Consider the following 18,956-nt stretch of genomic DNA (forward strand, 5'->3'; position numbering starts at 1 on the left):
GAGATATTGAAAATACTGTACGCATAATCAATGAGAGCGTTAATAACGGTGCTTTCGGCCTCAATGAGATCAAAAATGAAATCCGCAACATTGAAAATCACACTGTGCTGATTACTAATAACATATTCGGACTAAATGAAATTAAAAACGAAGTCCGCAGCATTGAAAATGTCGTTAGTAACATTAATATCAATATTTTTAATCAGAGCAATGTAATCAACCAAATTAACAATTCTGTCAACAGCAATATCTTCGGCCTCAATGAGATTAAGAACGAAATTCGCAATATTGAGAATCACACTACGCTCATCACTAACAATGTTTTCGGTCTCAACGAAATCAAGAATGAAATCCGCAATATCGAAAATCATACCGTTCTAATTACTAACACAGTCTTTGGCCTTAACGAAATCAAGAATGAAATTCGCGCCATTGAAAACTTTGCCAGCAATGTAAATATCAACATTTTCAATCAAATCAATAATACCGTCAACGAAATTAACAACTCTGTCAACAGCAACATCTTCGGCTTAAATGAAATCAAAAATGAAATTCGCAACATTGAGAACCATACCTCGCTTATCACCAACAACATTTTTGGCCTCAATGAAATTAAGAATGAAGTTAGGAATATTGAAAACCATACAATATTGATAACTAACAATATCTTTGGCCTCAATGAAATCAAGAACGAAGTACGAAACATCGAAAATGTCGTCGGCAATATAAATATTAACGTTTTCAATCAGATTAATAATACAGTTAACCAAATTAACAACTCTGTCAACAGCAACATCTTCGGCTTAAATGAAATTAAGAACGAAATCCGCAACATTGAAAACCATACTACCCTAATCACTAATAACGTCTTTGGACTGAACGAAATTAAAAATGAGATCAGAAACATTGAAAACCACACTACACTCATTACCAACAATATCTTTGGTCTTAACGAGATTAAAAATGAAGTCCGTAATATTGAAAACCTTGTCGGTAACCTGTCTTTCAATGTTGATACTTCTATCTTCAATCAAATCAACAATACCGTCAACCTGATCAACAATTCTGTCAACAGCAATATCTTTGGCCTCAATGAAATTAAGAACGAAATCCGTAACATTGAGAATCACACTGTTTTAATTACCAATAGCGAATTCGGCCTTAACGAAATAAAGAGCGAAGTTCGTAATATTGAAAATATTGTCAGCAACCTCTCCTTTAACTTTGATACCAATATCTTCAATGAAGTCAACAATACCGTCAATCTTATAAATAACTCCGTCAACAGCGACATCTTCGGCTTAAACGAAATTAAGAATGAAATCCGCAATATCGAGAATCACACAATACTAATAACCAATAGCGAATTTGGTCTTAACGAAATAAAGAATGAAGTACGCAATATTGAAAATATTGTCGGCAACCTATCCTTCAATGTCAACACGAGTATTTTCAACCAAATTAACAACACTGTAAACCAGATTAATAACAGTGTAAATAACAGCGAATTCGGCCTCTGCGAAATTAAGAATGAAATAAAGATGCTAGTCAATGAAATACCTGGTCAAGTATTCGATTTGACAACCGGAGCAGTCATCCGCAGTATGGAAGCCAGATGCATGGTGTTTAAGGTTATTAATACTTCGCCAAATGCCGTCAACGTTTCTTGGACAGTTTGGAATTATGGGGTCTGCCCGGCAAATTGCTTCTTCACTAATTCGTTTAACGTGGCACCGCGCTGCTCAAATGAACAATCCATTGAAATATTCGGACCAGGAGAAATGGATCCGAAACTGAATAACTACGAAGTTACCATTTCAGGAATTGTTCCAGGCATCTATGTATTTACCGCATCTTCGGAACCTAATGGAGATCTAGTTTCCGCAAATACGTTTAAAAGCGGCGACTTCCTCGCCCGGGTGTTTAATACACCTTGCCCCGTCGATTAATCCGCTGTAGTATCGAATGAACCAATCATTTAGAATATAGCGTTTGTGTGAAATGCCCCGTACAGCGGGGCATTTCACATATCCGCCGCTTTATGAATAATATACCACGAGTGCTATATCCATCTGATGGTAGGAGGCCGAAAAATGTGCGCAACTGAAAACAATCTAAATTCCCTTGATGAAATTCTCGAGAAGTACAATATAACTGATACCATTGCTGCCGCAGCTGAATGCGGTTGGCCATATGTATGTCAAGAGTTCAATCGAATCGTAAACGAGGAAAACTTCGCCAGCGAAGAAGAAAAATGTATTTTTATCGATCTCTTTTTTTGCCAAATCATTAAAAGCATCTCACCTGCAATCGACATCTCACAGTTCTGGGACCTTGTAAAAGAGTGGTTTAATGCCCGCAAGCTCGAAAGCCGCAACGGCCATTTATCGCCCAATGAGAAAATTGCCCTTATCCATTTTTGCCTTAATCTGCGCCAAAAATTGCGTGAATTTGTAATTCTTGTTCCATTTAGTGAAGTTGAAAAACTCAGCGACGAACATCAACGAATGTTACTAGCTATATGGCGTATGCTCTTTTTTGAGCCTTTTGCCGCCATGAATCTCTACTGGAACCCTACCCACCCGGAAGAAGAATTACTGGAGCAATGCAGGCACAGCGGGTACAAAGGATTGGTTGCCGCCAGTATGTATGATCCCTTTTCGGCCGACGATTTTAATATTGACTCAGAACAGCTGATTACCGCCCCCATTCCATTTTGTTATAAGGCAATTATCGTCTACTGGATGGTAAATACACCTTACTTTAACGCTGAAGAAAAACACCGTCAAAAGCTTATGAAATATATTCCCAACCTCTGCCGGGCTATTACCCGTCATCCGGAAATTCTCTCTACTATGTTCTTTCTTACCTTTGTCCAGGAAGTCATGACCGGTTTGTGGCGAGGTTCCTATATCGGCGGCAATAACCTGAACGCTCTTGCCGCATTCGGCGATTTTATCAGCTTCACAATTAACCGGGCGATGCCTCAACCAAAACCTAAACTTGTCCGCAAGGATTTGAGCAAAGGTGAAAAAATCAGAATCGGCTACATCTCGCGCAACTTTTACAAACAGGCCGTTAGCTGTTATATGATCAATCGAGTTGTTAATCATAATCCTGATAAATTCGAGATAATTACCTTTGCGCTCGGCGATTATCATGACAATGTCTCAGATATGTTCGAGCAACATAGCGACAAATTTATCCGCCTTGAAAACATGACAGACTTTCCCGGCATTATCGGAAAAATTAGGGAGAACGACTTAGATATCCTAATATACACCGATATTGGCATGGACCCTGTTACTTATATTTTGTCAGGCCTGCAGCTAGCCCCTATTCAGTGCGCCTTGGTTGGGCACGGGACTTCTACCGGTATGCCGACTATTCAATACTACATCAGCGGCGACTTCGAAGCACCGAATGCGCAGCAGCATTATCGCGAAAAGCTTATAACACTGCCAAAATCCGGTGCCGCCCAGTACCTGCCTATGACCCCTGACCCACAGGTAACCCGTGAGGAATTAGGTATACCTGAAGATGCTGTTGTTTTTATCTCGTGTGCTAATGGCATTAAGCACGGTCATCTCCGCGACGAGCTCTTTGTTGAAATTCTTAAACAGGCTCCGAACGCATGGATAGTCTTAAAGCCCTTTGCGACCCATGCTAGCATTGACCGAGTTTTTACTGAACGCATAATCGGCAAGGCCCGCGATGCCGGAGTTAATAATCGCTTACTCATTTTGCCGCCAATCGGCCAGACAAAGCATGTCCTTGGCTTGCTGGCCATTGCCGATATTCAGTTGGACAGCTATCCTTATGGCGGTTGGACGACAAACATGGAAGCGCTGCACGCCGGGCTCCCCATAGTTACTCAAGAAGGTGAGCTGGCTCGCAGCCGCTGGGGGGCAGGCTTGCTCCGAGCCCTTAATATCAATGAGGGTATTGCCGCCAATGAGCAGGAATATATCGACTGGGCAGTACGTTTTGCTAATGATGAGAACTTGCGTAAATGGATAAGCGAGCAAATAACAGCTAAGGTTGAAGACGTCCTATTTAATGGCCCCGCCGCCCAACCTGATTACGAACAGGCCCTTACCGACATTTATCAGCAGGAATGCAGCCGGGCTGAGCTTGAGGAAACGGCCCGCCGTACATGGAAGTTTTCCGGCGAGTACCATAGAAACACCGATGCTATCACTATCGCTACTTCGCTGAGTCTGGAAAATGTCAACATTCAAAAAATCGCTATGCGAACTTGGCAAACTGCCGGGTTCCGCCTTGTTTCTGTTAATCCGCTCGATTCAATCGCCGCCTTACAGCATCAATTTCCGGATGTCGAATTTATTGCTGCGCCGCGCGACGGACGTCAGCAATACGGTAAACCTTTGGTCTATTTTGATGATTTACTGTCATATTTCAAAAACCGCGAAATCCCGCTTTGCGGAATTATCAACCCAGACATTTGCCTATTGAATAATAGTTTTTATGACTTTATCAAAAAAGAGGCACCTGACTCATTTATTTTCGGTTCAAGGGTCGATGTTGATTCACTGTCATCGCCGGAAGGTCAATTTTATAATAGCGGCTTTGATTACTTTTTCTTTGATCGCGAAATACTCCAGTATTACCCTGAGCAGAACTTCTGCCTTGGCCTCCCATGGCTAGATTATTGGGCTGTAATTGTGCCGCTTATGCGAAAAGTGCCTGTAAAGCGAGTAACAGCTCCTGTAGTCCTGCACGTAAAACACCCCCAAACCGCTGATGCTATAACCTGGATTAACCTTGGCATGGCTCTAAGCTCTCATTTTCATCCACCCTTTGACCTATCGCCCGAAACCATGACCCGTTACGCTAATGAGACATTGACGATTATTGATAAATTGTCACAGGAAGTTGCGCTTTAGTAAACCATATTATGTATTAAATTTGAGAAGTTGCGGTTTAAGTAATTGTTTTAGTAACACATCAAGTTTCATCTTCATAAATTATAATAGAGCAAACATATCCACTAAACATAAGGAGGAAGATCTTAATGAGTAATACACCCCTACATCACTTCTGTAATAGGGAATTCGTAAAACAGCTTTGTGACCTTCAGGATAGGAACGTATTGTTATTAATGGTCGACGGTTCAGCAGTATTTGGCCGTATTGCCCGTATTGATGATTGTGTGCTTAGCGTCGTTCCCCCTGTAGGTGTAACAGCATTAAACTTTGTTCAATTCCGTCCGCCGAATGGAACACTGCCATTACCGCTAATCCTCAGTCAAATATTCATTGATGTATGTGACATTGCCCATGCTATCGAAGGCCCGTTTGTTTTCTCGCCGCTGTTCCCGTTACACTTACCAGGCGGAATAGGCCCAAACGGCGTAGATGCGGCAGGAACCCAAATTCCGCCTGCAGTTCAGTCGATTATCGAGCAAATCACTACCGGTACGGGCGCCCAAGGATTCCGGAGCGAGCCGTCAGCTGCTCTCCCAGGCCGTCAGCAGCATGAACTGCTTGAAGAACTTTGCGACTTGGAAGGCCAAAATATTGCTATTACCACACTCGGCGGATGGACGATTGGCGGCCAGTTAGGCGAAGTCGATGATTGTGTATCCCTTATCAGCACCGGCACCAGTATCTTCCCGCCAATTGTATTCCTCGGTGTCGTCCTTGTCTTCGGCCCTGCCTTCCCGCTTGGGTTTATCGTTCTGCTAGGCACTTTCAGAGTTTGGAGCAATCTCAAGACTTTAACCCAGGTAATTCTCCCCTAGCTAACAAAAAAACTGTCGGCAAGCCGACAGTTTTTTCTTTTAATCTGCTCTTTTTTCCCATACTTCACAGCCTTGAAATGGATTTGCCGTTCCTAAATATAAAGTTCCCTCAGACGAGACAAATAACGTCCTAATGCCGTAGTTATAGCGATTGCACAATCCGTTAAGCGATACCGGCACCCAATGCACCCCGTCTCTTGTTTTCCATAAGTCACAGCCTATTCTTCGCGCGCCAAGAGTATAAAGCAGCTCGGTAATTCCCGGATTGAATACTGAGCTGAGGAAATCGAGGAAAGGTGACAAACTCCCAACCTGCGGCAAAAGCTCGTCAAGCAGTGCCGGGAAATAGGGAACGTATATCGGAATAAGATCATTCCAGCTCCATGTTCCAAGATACAACTCGCCATTAAAAGCTTGAATCTGCCAGCAATAGCCGTTGGTTATATCCCCGAATCCGGATGGAAAACCGCTTAAAGCCTGCCCGCGCACACCGGTAATAGGTTGGGTCGGCACAACCGGTTTACCGCCAATAACAAGTTCCCATCTATCATCTTTGCTTACTCTAATAACGTCAAAGCCCTTAGGCGGCACGATAGGATCGTCCGGATTTATGCTTCTTATCCCGACCTCTATTGCCGTTCCTATATATATATAATCATTAAACACATCAAGTGACCATGGATGCTCATTACGGGCATCACCGGCACCCTTATCAACTACCAAAACCCAATCATCTTTTTGTGGTGTGGCCCCATTTGTTCTCCAAAGCTCAAAGCCTGTCGGAAGCGCCGTGCCAACATATAGGTGACCATTAAAGCTTAACAGCACGTCAACATTGCCGCGCGGGTTTTTATCTGGATCGCCGTTTAAATCAATTTGAGTCCAGCCGTTATTTTCCGGATCAGTGCTGGAGAACAGCGCTGCTGCGGCAACACCCATCAGTGGGAGAGCACCCATATACAAAACGCCGTTATGTTCAACCATATACCGGGTTGAGAATCCCTGTACGCTTTGCGGCAAGGTATTCCAAGTTAAACCGTCGGTCGACTTTAGAATTATTACGTTAGGACTTAATGGGGTGAGTGCGCCGGCATACAATGCATTGTTATAATTGACCATAAACCGGAAACCTATATTCATTGGATCCTGCGGCGCTTTGTATACTCTTTGCCACGACTCAGATCCATCCTTCTTGTAGCGCCATATCTCACCTGCAAAATCCGGGTTCTGCGGTATAAGAATTTCAGGTATTGGGATATCGCCAAATATTTGATTGCTTAGGATTGAGTAGGGTATATTCCTGGCAGTACCGACATAAAGATACTCTCCTAATTCAGCCATCGACCAAGCATAGTTATTTTGCTTAGCGTTATCACGGTTTGCTGAATCAAAACCTCTAACCGGCGTAATTTTCCTGAATCCGCCAATATTAGGAGCCGGGCTTAAAAGTTGGTTTGCCAACCCCCAGCTCGTTATCGAATTCAAGCTTACAATGTATTCGGGAAATGCCGTGTGAAATCTTGCCGGGTTGCTTAATGACGCATTTTCCAGCATTACAATATCATTGTCTACATAACTTACTTTTCCAACTACGAATATCTGATTGTTTAAACCTAGTTCCACTACATTGCCGGTTTCCCTTTCCAAGTAATCCCTGATATCCTCATAACTGTTCATTCTGTTTTTCAAAAACCATCCCCCCCAAATGTTAAACTACATAATCTTTCTAATGTATACTATTCAGGATGGCCTCAATTTGACTTTATTTCAAAGTTATCTATGAGATTTTTAGTATTGCTTTCCCTTAAAATATTCTAAACAACACTGCTTTTGTAACATATTTAGTTAAATTCTCATAGGTTATATAAAGTAATCTAAATCATATGCAAGGAGGTTTAAATCCATGAGTAAAACACCATTACATCACCTGTGTAATATAGAATTTGTAAAACAGTTATGTGATCTTAAAGATAGGAATGTATTGCTTTTAATGGTTGACGGGTCTGCTGTCTTTGGCCGTATTGCCAGGATTGATGACTGTGTCCTTAGCGTCGTACCTCCGATAGGCGTAACTTCCTTGAACTTTGTTCAGTTTCGTCCGCCTAACGGAACTCTGCCCCTGCCGTTAATAGTAAGCCAAATATTTATTGATGTATGCGACATTGCCCATGTTATCGAAGGTCCTTTTATAGTTTCACCGCTATTACCGCTATTGTGCTCAAACGGCGTAACAACAGATTCCACCGTTCCTCCCGCCGTACAATCAATCGTAGAACAAATTACTACCGGAACCCAAGGTATGAGAAGCGAGGCGTCAGCAGTTGTCCCAGGCCGCCAGCAGTGTGAGTTACTTGAAGAACTATGTGAATTAGAAGGTCAAAACATTGCTATTACAACACTTGGCGGATGGACCATTGGCGGTCAGCTTGGTGAAATTGATGATTGTGTATCAGTAATCAGCACCGGTACCAGTATATTCCCGCCCACTGTTTTCCTCGGCGTAGTTTTAGTCTTCGGACCGGCCTTCCCACTTGGGTTCATCGTCTTGCTAGAAACTTTTAGAGTATGGAGCAATCTAAGAACCCTAACCCAGGTAATTCTGCCATAACTGCCTATAAACCGTCCGTTAGTGATAGGGCATGATTTATAAATTCCGGTAGACGAAGAAGCGCTGTCGATAGTCGACAGCGCTTCTATTAGTTGATAAGTCTAATCGGCAGCTTGCTCGTTATCGGGGAGACAAGCCTCAATCTGCTGGGCCGTCAATATGACTGCTCCTGCATTGACTGTTGTAGTCGCATCATGTTCTCCGTTTAGAGCGGCAACGATAATATTAGTCGCCCGCAGGGTGTAAGTTACCTTACCAATCTTATCAATTGCCGGTACAGTATCAAAATAAAGAAGGACGGCATTGCGAAAAACAGTGGCTGACGATGTTTCAGCGCCTTTGCTTTCCCCCCGTATAGCGCTCTGATGAACGTGATATATTACTGAGCCGTCCCGCAGCAGTTCAAAGGTCGTTTCAGCCCAACTGCCGTCTGCGCTGTCGTTAAATGTGGCGCTCCAATTGACATTAGCATACAGCAGCACGCCGGATGGTTTATGCTTGAGATTAATCTTAGCTTTAGCCAACTCAACAGTCTTTCCTGCTGGCAAGGAATTAGAAGGCGGTAAAACAGAACTTCTTTCTTTGTTCATAACTTTACGGACCTTTGTAAACTCAACCATCCGCTACCGCCTCCTTTTCATATGCCTATGCTTGCTTTTCTTTTTGACATTATCTCGCTCAATTAGTTGAGCTGCCAAAGTTACCGGCCCGACGCTTGCAGCAATTGAAACCGACGACCCGTCAGCCATGACAGGGTCGATTATCGTTGTATTGGAAGCCCTTAAAATGTAAGTATTTATGCCCGATTCTATTTCCCCGGCTAGCGGCATATCCAGATAACTTAAATCTGCAATTTCAAAGGTTGCCGTCTCGATTGAACCTGTCGCTTCGGCGATGAAAGTCTGTACCGCTGTTTGGGTTGTGCGATAAATTATTGTTCCGTTGCGCAATAGTTCAAATGTAACGTTAGCTAAGCCAGACGATATAATCTTGGCCGGCTCCTCATTGCTTGTTACTCTTAGGCACCAGTTGACTAATGCCGTCAGGAATATGCCCTCTTTATCGTCCGCCCCCACTTCCAGGCAGGCTAATTCAACTGTCTCTCCTTCCGGCAGCGCCGTAACTAACGGGATAGTTGCGGGCATTGGCGCACTACTTTGATTAATAAATACCTTTTCGACACCGTTAATTTCCGGCTCATTATTTTCATCTGCCGACTCACTGCGAGTCCAGGCTTCTGTTTCTTGCGCAATAAGTGTAACTGCCCCCGCTGCAGCTGTAACGACGGGAACCTCGTCACCTGAAAAAACGCCGGTTTGCGTAAATAAGGCTATATCGGCAGCTCGCAAAGTATAAGTAATTTCCTTGTCCTGACTCAGCAACGAGTTATTATCAAAATATAATAAGGACGCTACTTCGTAGGTTGTGGTTGTTTGCGTAACAGCAGCAACCCCGAAATCTTTTTGCCGCAGGGTTTGCGTCACCTGGTAGATGACTTCCCCCTCCCTCACTAGCTGAAAAGTTACTTCAGCAAAGCCGTTTTCATCTAATTCTTCTGAAGGCGGGATAGTAAAAGCAGCACTCCAATTAACTTCCCCCTGTAACAGCACTCCGCCAAAACCGTTTGATAAATCTAACTTGACGGTCGCTAAATCTACTGTACCGCCCTCAACTAAAACCGTTGAAAAAGGTATACTTGAGCGCGCATTATGCGCATAAACTACCGTTTCCCGGATTTCTCCGTAATCCGCCACAGCATTCACCTTCTTTTCCATTCATCGGGCAGTAGCTCTAGCACTGAACTGCCGTCAGTATAGCACCGAGTTCTCACCATATATCAAACATTGAGCATCACAGAATTTTATCCGATGACTAATCCGCTTAAGACTCCCGCTTCTAACAGCGGGAGTAAGAGCAGCTAAGTCCCTGGATAATTTCGACTAGAATTCAGGTGGCGTTAAAACGCCATCTGAATTAAGTCTCCATTTATATTCCATTATATGAAAACCAAGTTGCCGCTGCTACTATTAGAAACCCGACTTGCGCCGCGCTTTGCGAAAGCACAGTCGCTTGTTGCGCTTATGTCACCAAAATTATATTTAGAAAATCTGGTAGACTAAATAGCTGCCCCGCCTGCATTATACAGGTCAGAAGCAGCTTTACCACTAAATTTACGGACTTGCTGTTATTATAGCTTTCCGCCTTCGACTACTATATCTTCCGGATTAATCGAATCGCCGTAGGCAGGCTTTAAAGTTGCCTCGTATGCTTTATGCATAAACTTTTCTTTGCCCAAAGCTTCTAATTCTTTATTAATCCAATCCTGAAGTTCTTTATTGCCTTTTTTAACGGCAGGAGCAATAGTATCAAGGTTGCCTAAGGTTGAAATGCCGACAGTGTAGCCAGGGTTTTCTTTTGCCCAGGCAAAAAGCAAGGTATTATCGTGGGCTAAAGCAACGCCGCGTTTATCTTTTAGCGCCTCGAAAGCCTCGGTATTATGATCAAATTTTAAAAGTTCAATGTCGGGATGATTCTTAGTAAAGTACATTTCAGCCGTAGTACCTTTATTAACAATCAGCTTCTTGCCTTTTAATTGCTCAACCGAAGTAATAGGAGTGCCGTCTGAAGATACTATGCCAAGCGCAACCTTCATATACGGGTTGGCATAGTCAACTTTTTGTTTGCGTTCATCGGTAACGGTAAAGTTCGCTAAAATTATATCAACTTTATTAGCTTGTAAATACTCAACCCGACTGGCTGCTTCGACCAATACAAACTCTACTTTTGATTCATCGCCTAAAAGATCCTTGGCAAAACGCTTGGCAATATAGACATCATAACCTTGGTTTTTGCCATTGGCATCAACATAGCCGAACGGCGGTTTGTCGCCGAATACGCCAATTTTAATGGTGCCGCGTTTCGTAATTTCTTCAATACTGCTTTTATTTGCTGAATCTGTTTTAGTGCCGGCAGTTGATCCGCAGCCTGCCAACACTCCTGCCATTAATAAAGTACTTAAAACCAGGGCAATAATTTTTTTAATGTTCATGATAGTTCTTCCTCTCCAATTTTAATATTAGTACTGAAATATATTTAAAAATTGCTTGGCGCGCTCTGTTTTAGGATTAGTAAAAAACTCATCCGGCTTGGCTACTTCGCATATTTTACCGGAATCGATAAAAACAATGCGGTCGGCAACCGCCTTGGCGAAACCCATTTCGTGGGTAACAATTAACATTGTCATGCCTTGCTTGGCAAGTCCTAGAATTACGTCCAAAACCTCTCGTACCATTTCGGGATCAAGAGCGGCTGTAACCTCATCAAAAAGCATAATTTCGGGATTCATACACAAAGCCCTGACAATAGCAATACGTTGTTTTTGTCCCCCGGAAAGCTGACGCGGATAGACGTCCTTTTTATTAAGCAGCCCTACTCTGTCAAGCAGCTGAGCTGCTTGTTCCAACACCTCCTTTTCTTGGCGCTTTTGTACTTTCACCGGTCCCAAAATGATGTTTTCCATAACTGTCATATGCGGAAACAGGTCATAACTTTGGAACACCATGCCTATCTTTTGTCGTATTTCCTGCCAACTGACATCTTTTCCGGTTAAACTTTTTCCGGAAAACTTAATGTCGCCGCCCTGAACACTTTCCAGACCATTCAAACACCTGAGCAAGGTGCTCTTTCCACATCCCGACGGCCCCAAGACAACAACAGCCTCGCCCTTATTTATGCTTAGATTAATGTCATCGAGTACCGGTGCCGCTGAGCCATACATTTTGCGCAACCCCTGTATTTCAAGCAGTGCCTGTTTATTTTCGTTCAGAATAACCACCTCCTAACTCTCCCACTTAGTTTCCAATTTCTTCGAAAAAGCTGACAGCGGATAACAAATTATAAAATAGAATACAAAAATCAGCCCATATATCCAAAAAGATGCGGTAGGTACTTTCAAACTGGACACTTCGATAATCTGCTGCCCAACCTTTACGATATCGATAACTCCAATCATAACGACCAAGGAAGTAGTTTTCACCATTCTGGTCGACAGATTTATAGCGCCCGGCAGCATCCTGCGGATAGCCTGCGGTATTAGTACGAACCGATACAGCTGCAATAAACTGAGACCAAGAGCCTTACCAGATTCCTGCTGGTGTTTTGGCAAAGACTCCAATGCTCCTCTGACGATATCCCCCATCTCGGCAGCCCCCCAGAGACTAAACACAAGGATAGCCACTATTTCGCCCTCTAGATGAATGTCGAACATATTTGTAATACCAAAATAAACCAGGAATAACCATACGAGAATGGGAATTATTCTAAAGGCTTCAAGATAAAACCGGCTAAGAAGCCTTATTACCTTTGACTTTGTTGTCATAACCAAACCAAATGCAATGCCCAGAAAAGAACTGATGATTATTGAAACAAAGGCAATCTGCGCCGTAACTAACAATCCTTTCAGCAGCCGCTCCATATTGCTGCCTTCAGCAAGCACGTTAATTCCCGAACTCAGCATAGCGCACCTTCCTCTCTAGCCAAGTCAGTAGGACTGATAATGGTAAGATCATGATAAGATAAGCTATTACAAGTATTAATAGCGCTTCAAAGGTTTGATAATACATCCCGATTAAATCCTGGGTTACATGCATAAGATCGGCAATCGCAATTGCGCCGACAATTGATGTTTCTTTTAATAAGAAGATACAATTTGCTCCCAAGGATGGTATCGTTACCGAAAAGGCTTGCGGAAGAATTACATATCTCATTAACTGCATCTTGGAAAGCCCAATGCTCAGTCCTAACTCAATTTGCGATTTACTTACCGATTCAATTCCGCCCCGGAAAGATTCGGCCATATAGCTTCCGCCTAGAAAGGCCAGACCCACAACAGCACACGTTTGCTCGCTAAGCTTTACGCCGACTTTAGCGAGACCATAGTATAAAAAGAATAGCTGAATGAGCAGCGGTGTGTTACGTGAAAGTTCTATATATGCTTTCACCAGCCACTTCAGCCCTTTTGTCCGCTGATATAAGATAATGCTGCACAACAAGCCGATGAGCAGAGACGCAACTATTCCCCCAAAAGCCAGTTTTAGCGTGAGCCAGGCCGCTTTTTCGTATAATGGTAAAACGCTTATTATAAAATCCCAGTTAATAGCCATCTATTTACCACTCTCTTTAACAAATTCTACAGAATTTAAAATACAATCGAAAACAACAAAAAAGGCCAAGTTTCAATAAGAAACTTTGGCCTTCAGTTTTTCTGATCAGCACACTTTATGTAACTGTATTAAAGAATACAACACTTAGCATAAGAGTGTCAAGCAGTATTTTCTCAGAAGTCTGGCAAACTTGCAAATACTTTTCTTAGCATTTCCTCAACCCCGGCCGGATTGGACTTGGCATTCTCGAGACGTGCGGCATATAGGTACTGAATAATGTTTTGCGGCTCCTCCGGCCCCGCTTCATGCCAAGGCGACAGTCTTAGATATTTCCAATAGACTTGCTTTCTCTCGTCAGGACACCAGCGCTGCCACGGTTTACATGATCCTACATAATGGACAATTACCGAGCTTTCTTCGATTGTTCCGTCGCCCTTAGCACAGTCGATTGTTGTATTGAAACAGTCATTAAGCGGAGCTATCTGTCCCTCCAGCACTACTGCTATGGCATCTTGTTCTAACCATACTATTTTATCTGGATAAGTTATCATGAATTCAATAATCCGTCTCGGTATATCCTGTTGGCGCCACGCCGGCAAATTTATAAGCATTACACCGGAATTCAAGTATTGACCTTTAGTAAGTCCCAGACGCAATGCCTGATCCTCAAAGGCATCAGTAAGTTTTGCGGCTGCTGGAGCGTTTCCTATCGGTGTAGACCAGAGAGAGGTAATATCACCGCAGCAGATTAAATCAGCATCTAAATATATTACCTTTTCTAAAAACTGCGGAAGTACGTAAGGAAGCATTAACCGATAGTACCCCGCCTTTGAAATATGCGGCATAGTCTTTAGACTGTCAAACAGCTTAGGGAAAGTTACTTTAAATAGCTGGAGTGGTTGCTGGTAGATGTCTGAGAGTTTCTTGAGTTTGTCAAAATCAGCCTCAGACATAGTGTCGTACATTATATAAAAAGTAAAATTGACCTTAGGATTATTCACAATAATCGACGTAATTGCTACTCCCATATGCTGGACATAATTGGAATCAACCGCAAAAGCAATATGTACCTCATCTTGACGCTGCGGCAGTAAATAGTCTAGTCTAACATCAAAACTCAACATCTCGCTCATTCTCCCACCTTCTATACCGTACGCTGTAAGACTCCTTTCTTCTTAGCGGGAGTTGTCAGCGTCTAAATCCCTGAATAAATTTGACTAGCTTCAGGTGGAGTTAAAATCTCCATCTAAAGCTTAGTCAAACTTTATCTTGTGACACCTTAGCTTATGATGCATAAACGGCAAATGTTACTCCTCAATGATACGACTAACTATCACCATCAATTATGCTGCTGAATAGGCTAAAGTAGTGACTGTGAACTAAAGCAGGGGGATTAAAATGGAGAGTGCTGATCAAACAAAGGATCTTATTATGGGCATGGTTATGAATTATGACTGGAATATGATAGAACCATTTTTTGTGTCACTTCGAAAATCTGGCTTTAGCGGCGACGTGGTTATCTTCGTTTCAAATACCACTGATAACGTCCAACAAAAAATCCAGGAATATGGTGTTACCGTTGTGCCTTTTCAAAGGATTGGCCTCGAGCAAATTATCAGTCCTAATGACTATCGTTATTATCTGTACCTTATGTACTTACAGCAAAATAAAGATAAATACAGGTTCGTCTTACTAACCGACGTACGTGACGTAATCTTCCAGGCAGCGCCATTCCCCTGGTATCTTCCAACGGACAAAATATCGGTTGCCGTTGAATCAAAGCGAAAATCGATTTGGGACGATGTATGCAACACTAGGTGGATATTAGCTAAGTTTGGATCCCATATATTCCAAGCTATCTGCGGCTTTCCAATTATCTGCTCAGGAACAACGATCGCCCCTGTGGATTTAATGTGCAGTTATCTGGATAAAATGGTTACCTGTATCTTCTTACAGGGCGGTTATTTTCAATTAATTGACCAAGGCGTTCATAATTATCTTCTATACACAAACCAAGTCACGCCGGCCGCTTTTGCAGATAACAGCGCCGGAATCTTTCTAACGCTTGCTCTTGAAGACCTAGATCAAATTACGATTAACCCGCAAAACAAGATAGTAACTCAGAATAATCCTGTTGCAGCCATCGTCCATCAATATGACCGACATAAAGACCTGATAGAGTTCGTCAATAGTTATTACCGCGAAAAGTAACTGACAATCGAGGTGATCTGGATGAACGATTATGCCTTTTTTATAATGCACTACAAAAAGAATGTTGATAGACGCAACTATATCTTTGATAACTTTGTAACTAACGATAAGCTGATTTATTGGATTACTGACTTTGACCGAGAACAAATCTGCCATTCGCTAAACAATATCTATCAGTTTAATGAAGATAATTGGTACGAAATACTAAGGCCGCAGCTTGCAATTTTAATTGCTCACCGGTTAGGCATCGACCCGCAGTATCAAAATACACCCTGGTCCTACTTAATTGAAGGCGCTGAAGAATATGTCAAAAACAGTCAAATACCCAAAGTAATGTGCGACTTTCCCCAATATAGGCCGCGCAACTTAAGAATATTTGAGATAAGCATCCTTCTTAAGCATCGCGCCGCATATGAAAAAATAGTTGCTAATAATTATAAGTTTGGAATTATTTTAGAAGATGATTTTATTTTAAAAGACACTTCGATTACGGAATTAGAAACTTTACTCAGCAATACTCCGGCCGACTGGGATTTCATCGATATAGCCGGCGGGGCGGGGCTTACGCCTCGCGAGCACGATCCTGAAGTCATTCCCGGTTTATTCTCAATTCAGCCACCCCGTACCCGTACGGCCTGCGGCTATCTAATTAGCAATAGGTTCTGCCGAGAAATAATTAATCTCAATACCCCGCCTACCGCTCCTTGCGACTGGGAATTAACCTATTTTATGCAACGTTTTCATGCTAAAGCCTTCTGGCTAATGCCGACGATAATAATCCACGGCTCGGAAACAAAAGCTTATCAGTCAAATAACAATTAACGAGTAGAATGAGGTGTTTCCATGAGCTCAGTCTTTCTGCAGAACGTAAATCGTACACACTACAAAAGAAACTGCCTGTTAAAATATATCACGCTACCATTTCACAGTCCTCCGCTTTATCATCGCCATCAAAATATGTGGCAGGTGCCGGAGATAGCCAGAATAATTGGCCATTACGACTATAATGTGGACGTAATTAATTATGATGACCAGCAAACCAAGCTTGGAAAAAAGTATGAGTTGCTGATTGATATTTACCCGCAAAACAACAAGGTATATCAAAACAACTTAGCTTCAAACTGCATAAAGGTACTTTACAGCACCGGCGCCGGACCTGATTGGCAGAACACACAGCAACGCGCTCGTGTCAGTGCGTTAAATGCCAGACGCCATGCCCGTCTGCGCCCAAAATCAATTGTCCAGCCATTTGGTCCCGAAATCGCCTCATTTGACGCTATGTTTCTGATTGGCAACGAGTTCACCCGAAGCACCTACGATAATTTACCAATCAATAAAATCTATATGATAAAAAATTCCGCCTATCTTTTCCCTGCTTGCGAGCTAAATAAAAAGACACCTAACACCTTCTTGTATATGGCCACCTATCCTCAAGCTTTAAAAGGACTGGACTTATTGTTGGAGGTCTTTGGACGCAATCAGAATATCAGTTTAGTAATTGCCGGTCAGTACGAGGCCGAAAAAGATTTCTGCGCTATCTATAGCCGTGAGCTTTATCAGTGTCCTAACATTCTGCCGGTAGGGGTAATTGATGTAACTAGCAATTTATTTGAAAAGATTCGTCAGATTGCAAGTTTCTTTGTCCTGCCCTCCTGTTCTGAAGGCATGTCAGGCAGCGTACTAACCGCCATGTCGGCTGGACTCATTCCAATCGTGAGCCGCGCATGCGGCTTTAGTGATGATGAAGTTTTCCATTTTCAAGACTGTAGTATAAATTGTATCAAAGATACCCTTACAGCCTTTGCTAAAAAACCCCTCAATTGGGTGAAAAAAGAATCCTTGCAGGCAGTAGAAACTGTCCATTCCCGTTACACACCAAACCACTTTTCTCAATCTTTTTATACCGCCCTGCAGGGTCTATTGGGAGGGTAATGCATGAATAAGCCTATCTCAGTGATAGTCCATACCCTAAATGAAGAAAATAACATTGGCAACTGCCTAGAAAGCGTTAAGTGGGCAGATGAAATAATCGTAGTAGATATGTACAGTGACGACAAAACAGTTGAGATTGCCCGGAAGTATACTGACAAAATCCTAATGCATGAGCGCTGCCGTTATGTCGAACCGGCTCGCCAGTGGGCTGTTGAACAAGCTTCTCACGAATGGGTGCTTGTTATTGACGCCGACGAGCTTGTCCCAATTAAAACACGCGACTTGCTGCGAACAATTGTCAATAGAGATATGTACGATGTTGTTATAATTCCGAGGGTTAATTATTTGTTCGGACAATTAATGAAAGGCAGTCGGCGCGGCGCGGACGAAGATCGGCAGTGCCGGTTCTTTAAAAAGAGCTTTATAACCTATACACCTAAGATTCACTCTTTCCCCCAAATCCGCCCTGACGCCCAGATTGGCTGGTTGTCCGGGGAAGATCAGGCACTGATTCATTTTAATTACGTTGATATTGAACAATTTATTGAGAGATTAAACTGTTATACAACGATAGAGGCCGAAACGGCTCACTTATCCGGAAGAACCTTTAATCTTGAAAACGACTTCAGAGAAAGTATGAAACAAATCCAAGACATAGCTATCAGCGAAGAAGGGTTCATGAAAGACGGTATATATGGTCTAGGCGTCGCTGTACTTATGGCAATGTATCGCTTTTCGATTGCGCTTAAACTAAAACTGATAGAAGATTATAACAGTATGAGCCCCAGAGATGTTATTCGCAGCAAATATCAAAGTATCGCCGACGATATTATCAGCCAATATCACGAAAGCTGAATTCATATGACAAACTAATTACTTGATTATATGAGCTTACCGACAGGAGGCGATTTTTGCGTGTTTAGAGATTGCTGCAATTTTTTTAAAAATATGCTCTATGAGAATGGCGTTCCCAGTTTGACACGGGTTCTTAGCTTGATTGCCTTCGCCGCATTCTTGTTATGTTCCGCATACCTAATGGTCAAAGGTCAAGTCTGGCCGCACTATGATACCTTCGCATATATCACCGGCGGCGGCGGTACCACGGCACAGCTTTTTAATAAATTTGTCAACAGCAAGTACAACTCTCATCTCGGCAATTCACCCGATAAAGCTAATGCGGAAAGGCCCATTGCTGTTAAGAATACTGCTGACACTAAATAGTTTCAAATTTAAACCCCCGATGACGCGGTCTGCGAAAATCGGGGGTTAAGTTTAATAA

The 18,956-nt window shown here is 42.7% G+C and carries 17 protein-coding genes; 9 read left to right on the forward strand and 8 right to left on the reverse strand.

Features of this window, described 5'->3' with window-relative positions; genetic code table 11:
- The 3 genes from GX348_11425 to GX348_11435 form a co-directional block, all read left to right on the forward strand.
- Positions 1–1,949 (forward strand): hypothetical protein (locus GX348_11425; GenBank protein ID NLP42766.1); only part of this gene is annotated, 1,949 nt, incomplete at its 5' end.
- 144 nt (positions 1,950–2,093) lie between these two features.
- On the forward strand, positions 2,094–4,907 hold the full coding sequence (locus GX348_11430; GenBank protein NLP42767.1) for a hypothetical protein: 2,814 nt from the start codon (positions 2,094–2,096) through the stop codon (positions 4,905–4,907).
- A gap of 128 nt (positions 4,908–5,035) precedes the next feature.
- Complete coding sequence (locus tag GX348_11435; GenBank protein ID NLP42768.1) at positions 5,036–5,764, forward strand: hypothetical protein; 729 nt, start codon at positions 5,036–5,038, stop codon at positions 5,762–5,764.
- Positions 5,765–5,803: 39 nt separating this feature from the next.
- Here GX348_11435 and GX348_11440 read toward each other — a convergent pair whose 3' ends face one another.
- Positions 5,804–7,192, reverse strand: a complete 1,389-nt coding sequence (locus GX348_11440) for a hypothetical protein (GenBank protein ID NLP42769.1) — start codon at positions 7,190–7,192, stop codon at positions 5,804–5,806.
- 475 nt (positions 7,193–7,667) lie between these two features.
- Between GX348_11440 and GX348_11445 the strand changes: the two genes are divergently transcribed.
- A complete protein-coding gene (locus GX348_11445) occupies positions 7,668–8,372 on the forward strand; it encodes a hypothetical protein (GenBank protein NLP42770.1) in 705 nt (234 codons plus the stop codon).
- Between the two features lie 101 nt (positions 8,373–8,473).
- On the opposite strand, the gene GX348_11450 is transcribed toward GX348_11445, so the two are convergent.
- The 7 genes from GX348_11450 to GX348_11480 all read right to left on the reverse strand — a co-directional run bounded on the left by GX348_11450 (position 8,474) and on the right by GX348_11480 (position 14,667).
- Positions 8,474–8,992 (reverse strand): hypothetical protein, encoded by a 519-nt coding sequence (locus GX348_11450; protein ID NLP42771.1) that lies wholly within the window; start codon positions 8,990–8,992, stop codon positions 8,474–8,476.
- Positions 8,993–8,995: 3 nt separating this feature from the next.
- Positions 8,996–10,147, reverse strand: coding sequence for a hypothetical protein (locus GX348_11455; GenBank protein NLP42772.1), 1,152 nt, complete (start codon positions 10,145–10,147; stop codon positions 8,996–8,998).
- 413 nt (positions 10,148–10,560) lie between these two features.
- The gene (locus GX348_11460) at positions 10,561–11,421 is read right to left on the reverse strand and encodes a transporter substrate-binding domain-containing protein (GenBank protein NLP42773.1); all 861 of its coding nucleotides are present in this window, start codon (positions 11,419–11,421) and stop codon (positions 10,561–10,563) included.
- A gap of 27 nt (positions 11,422–11,448) precedes the next feature.
- Entirely contained in the window at positions 11,449–12,150 is a 702-nt protein-coding gene (locus GX348_11465) for an amino acid ABC transporter ATP-binding protein (protein ID NLP42774.1), read from the reverse strand.
- A 60-nt stretch (positions 12,151–12,210) separates the two neighbouring features.
- Entirely contained in the window at positions 12,211–12,888 is a 678-nt protein-coding gene (locus tag GX348_11470; protein NLP42775.1) for an amino acid ABC transporter permease, read from the reverse strand.
- On the reverse strand, positions 12,869–13,534 hold the full coding sequence (locus tag GX348_11475; protein NLP42776.1) for an amino acid ABC transporter permease: 666 nt from the start codon (positions 13,532–13,534) through the stop codon (positions 12,869–12,871). Before GX348_11475 ends, GX348_11470 begins: the two co-directional genes overlap by 20 nt.
- 173 nt (positions 13,535–13,707) lie before the next feature.
- Entirely contained in the window at positions 13,708–14,667 is a 960-nt protein-coding gene (locus GX348_11480) for a glycosyltransferase family 8 protein (GenBank protein NLP42777.1), read from the reverse strand.
- Between the two features lie 265 nt (positions 14,668–14,932).
- On the opposite strand from GX348_11480, the gene GX348_11485 reads away from it, so the two are divergent.
- The 5 genes from GX348_11485 to GX348_11505 are packed head-to-tail and all read left to right on the forward strand — an operon-like array spanning position 14,933 to position 18,898.
- The gene (locus GX348_11485; GenBank protein ID NLP42778.1) at positions 14,933–15,745 is read left to right on the forward strand and encodes a hypothetical protein; all 813 of its coding nucleotides are present in this window, start codon (positions 14,933–14,935) and stop codon (positions 15,743–15,745) included.
- A 21-nt stretch (positions 15,746–15,766) separates the two neighbouring features.
- Entirely contained in the window at positions 15,767–16,567 is an 801-nt protein-coding gene (locus tag GX348_11490) for a hypothetical protein (GenBank protein NLP42779.1), read from the forward strand.
- A 21-nt stretch (positions 16,568–16,588) separates the two neighbouring features.
- Positions 16,589–17,677, forward strand: a complete 1,089-nt coding sequence (locus GX348_11495; protein ID NLP42780.1) for a glycosyltransferase — start codon at positions 16,589–16,591, stop codon at positions 17,675–17,677.
- 3 nt (positions 17,678–17,680) lie between these two features.
- Entirely contained in the window at positions 17,681–18,532 is an 852-nt protein-coding gene (locus GX348_11500) for a glycosyltransferase family 2 protein (GenBank protein ID NLP42781.1), read from the forward strand.
- A 60-nt stretch (positions 18,533–18,592) separates the two neighbouring features.
- Positions 18,593–18,898, forward strand: coding sequence for a hypothetical protein (locus tag GX348_11505; GenBank protein NLP42782.1), 306 nt, complete (start codon positions 18,593–18,595; stop codon positions 18,896–18,898).
- Positions 18,899–18,956 lie beyond the last annotated feature (58 nt).

It is taken from the genome of Veillonellaceae bacterium (assembly GCA_012523975.1).
In the GTDB taxonomy this organism is placed as follows: Bacteria; Bacillota; Negativicutes; order JAAYSF01; family JAAYSF01; genus JAAYSF01.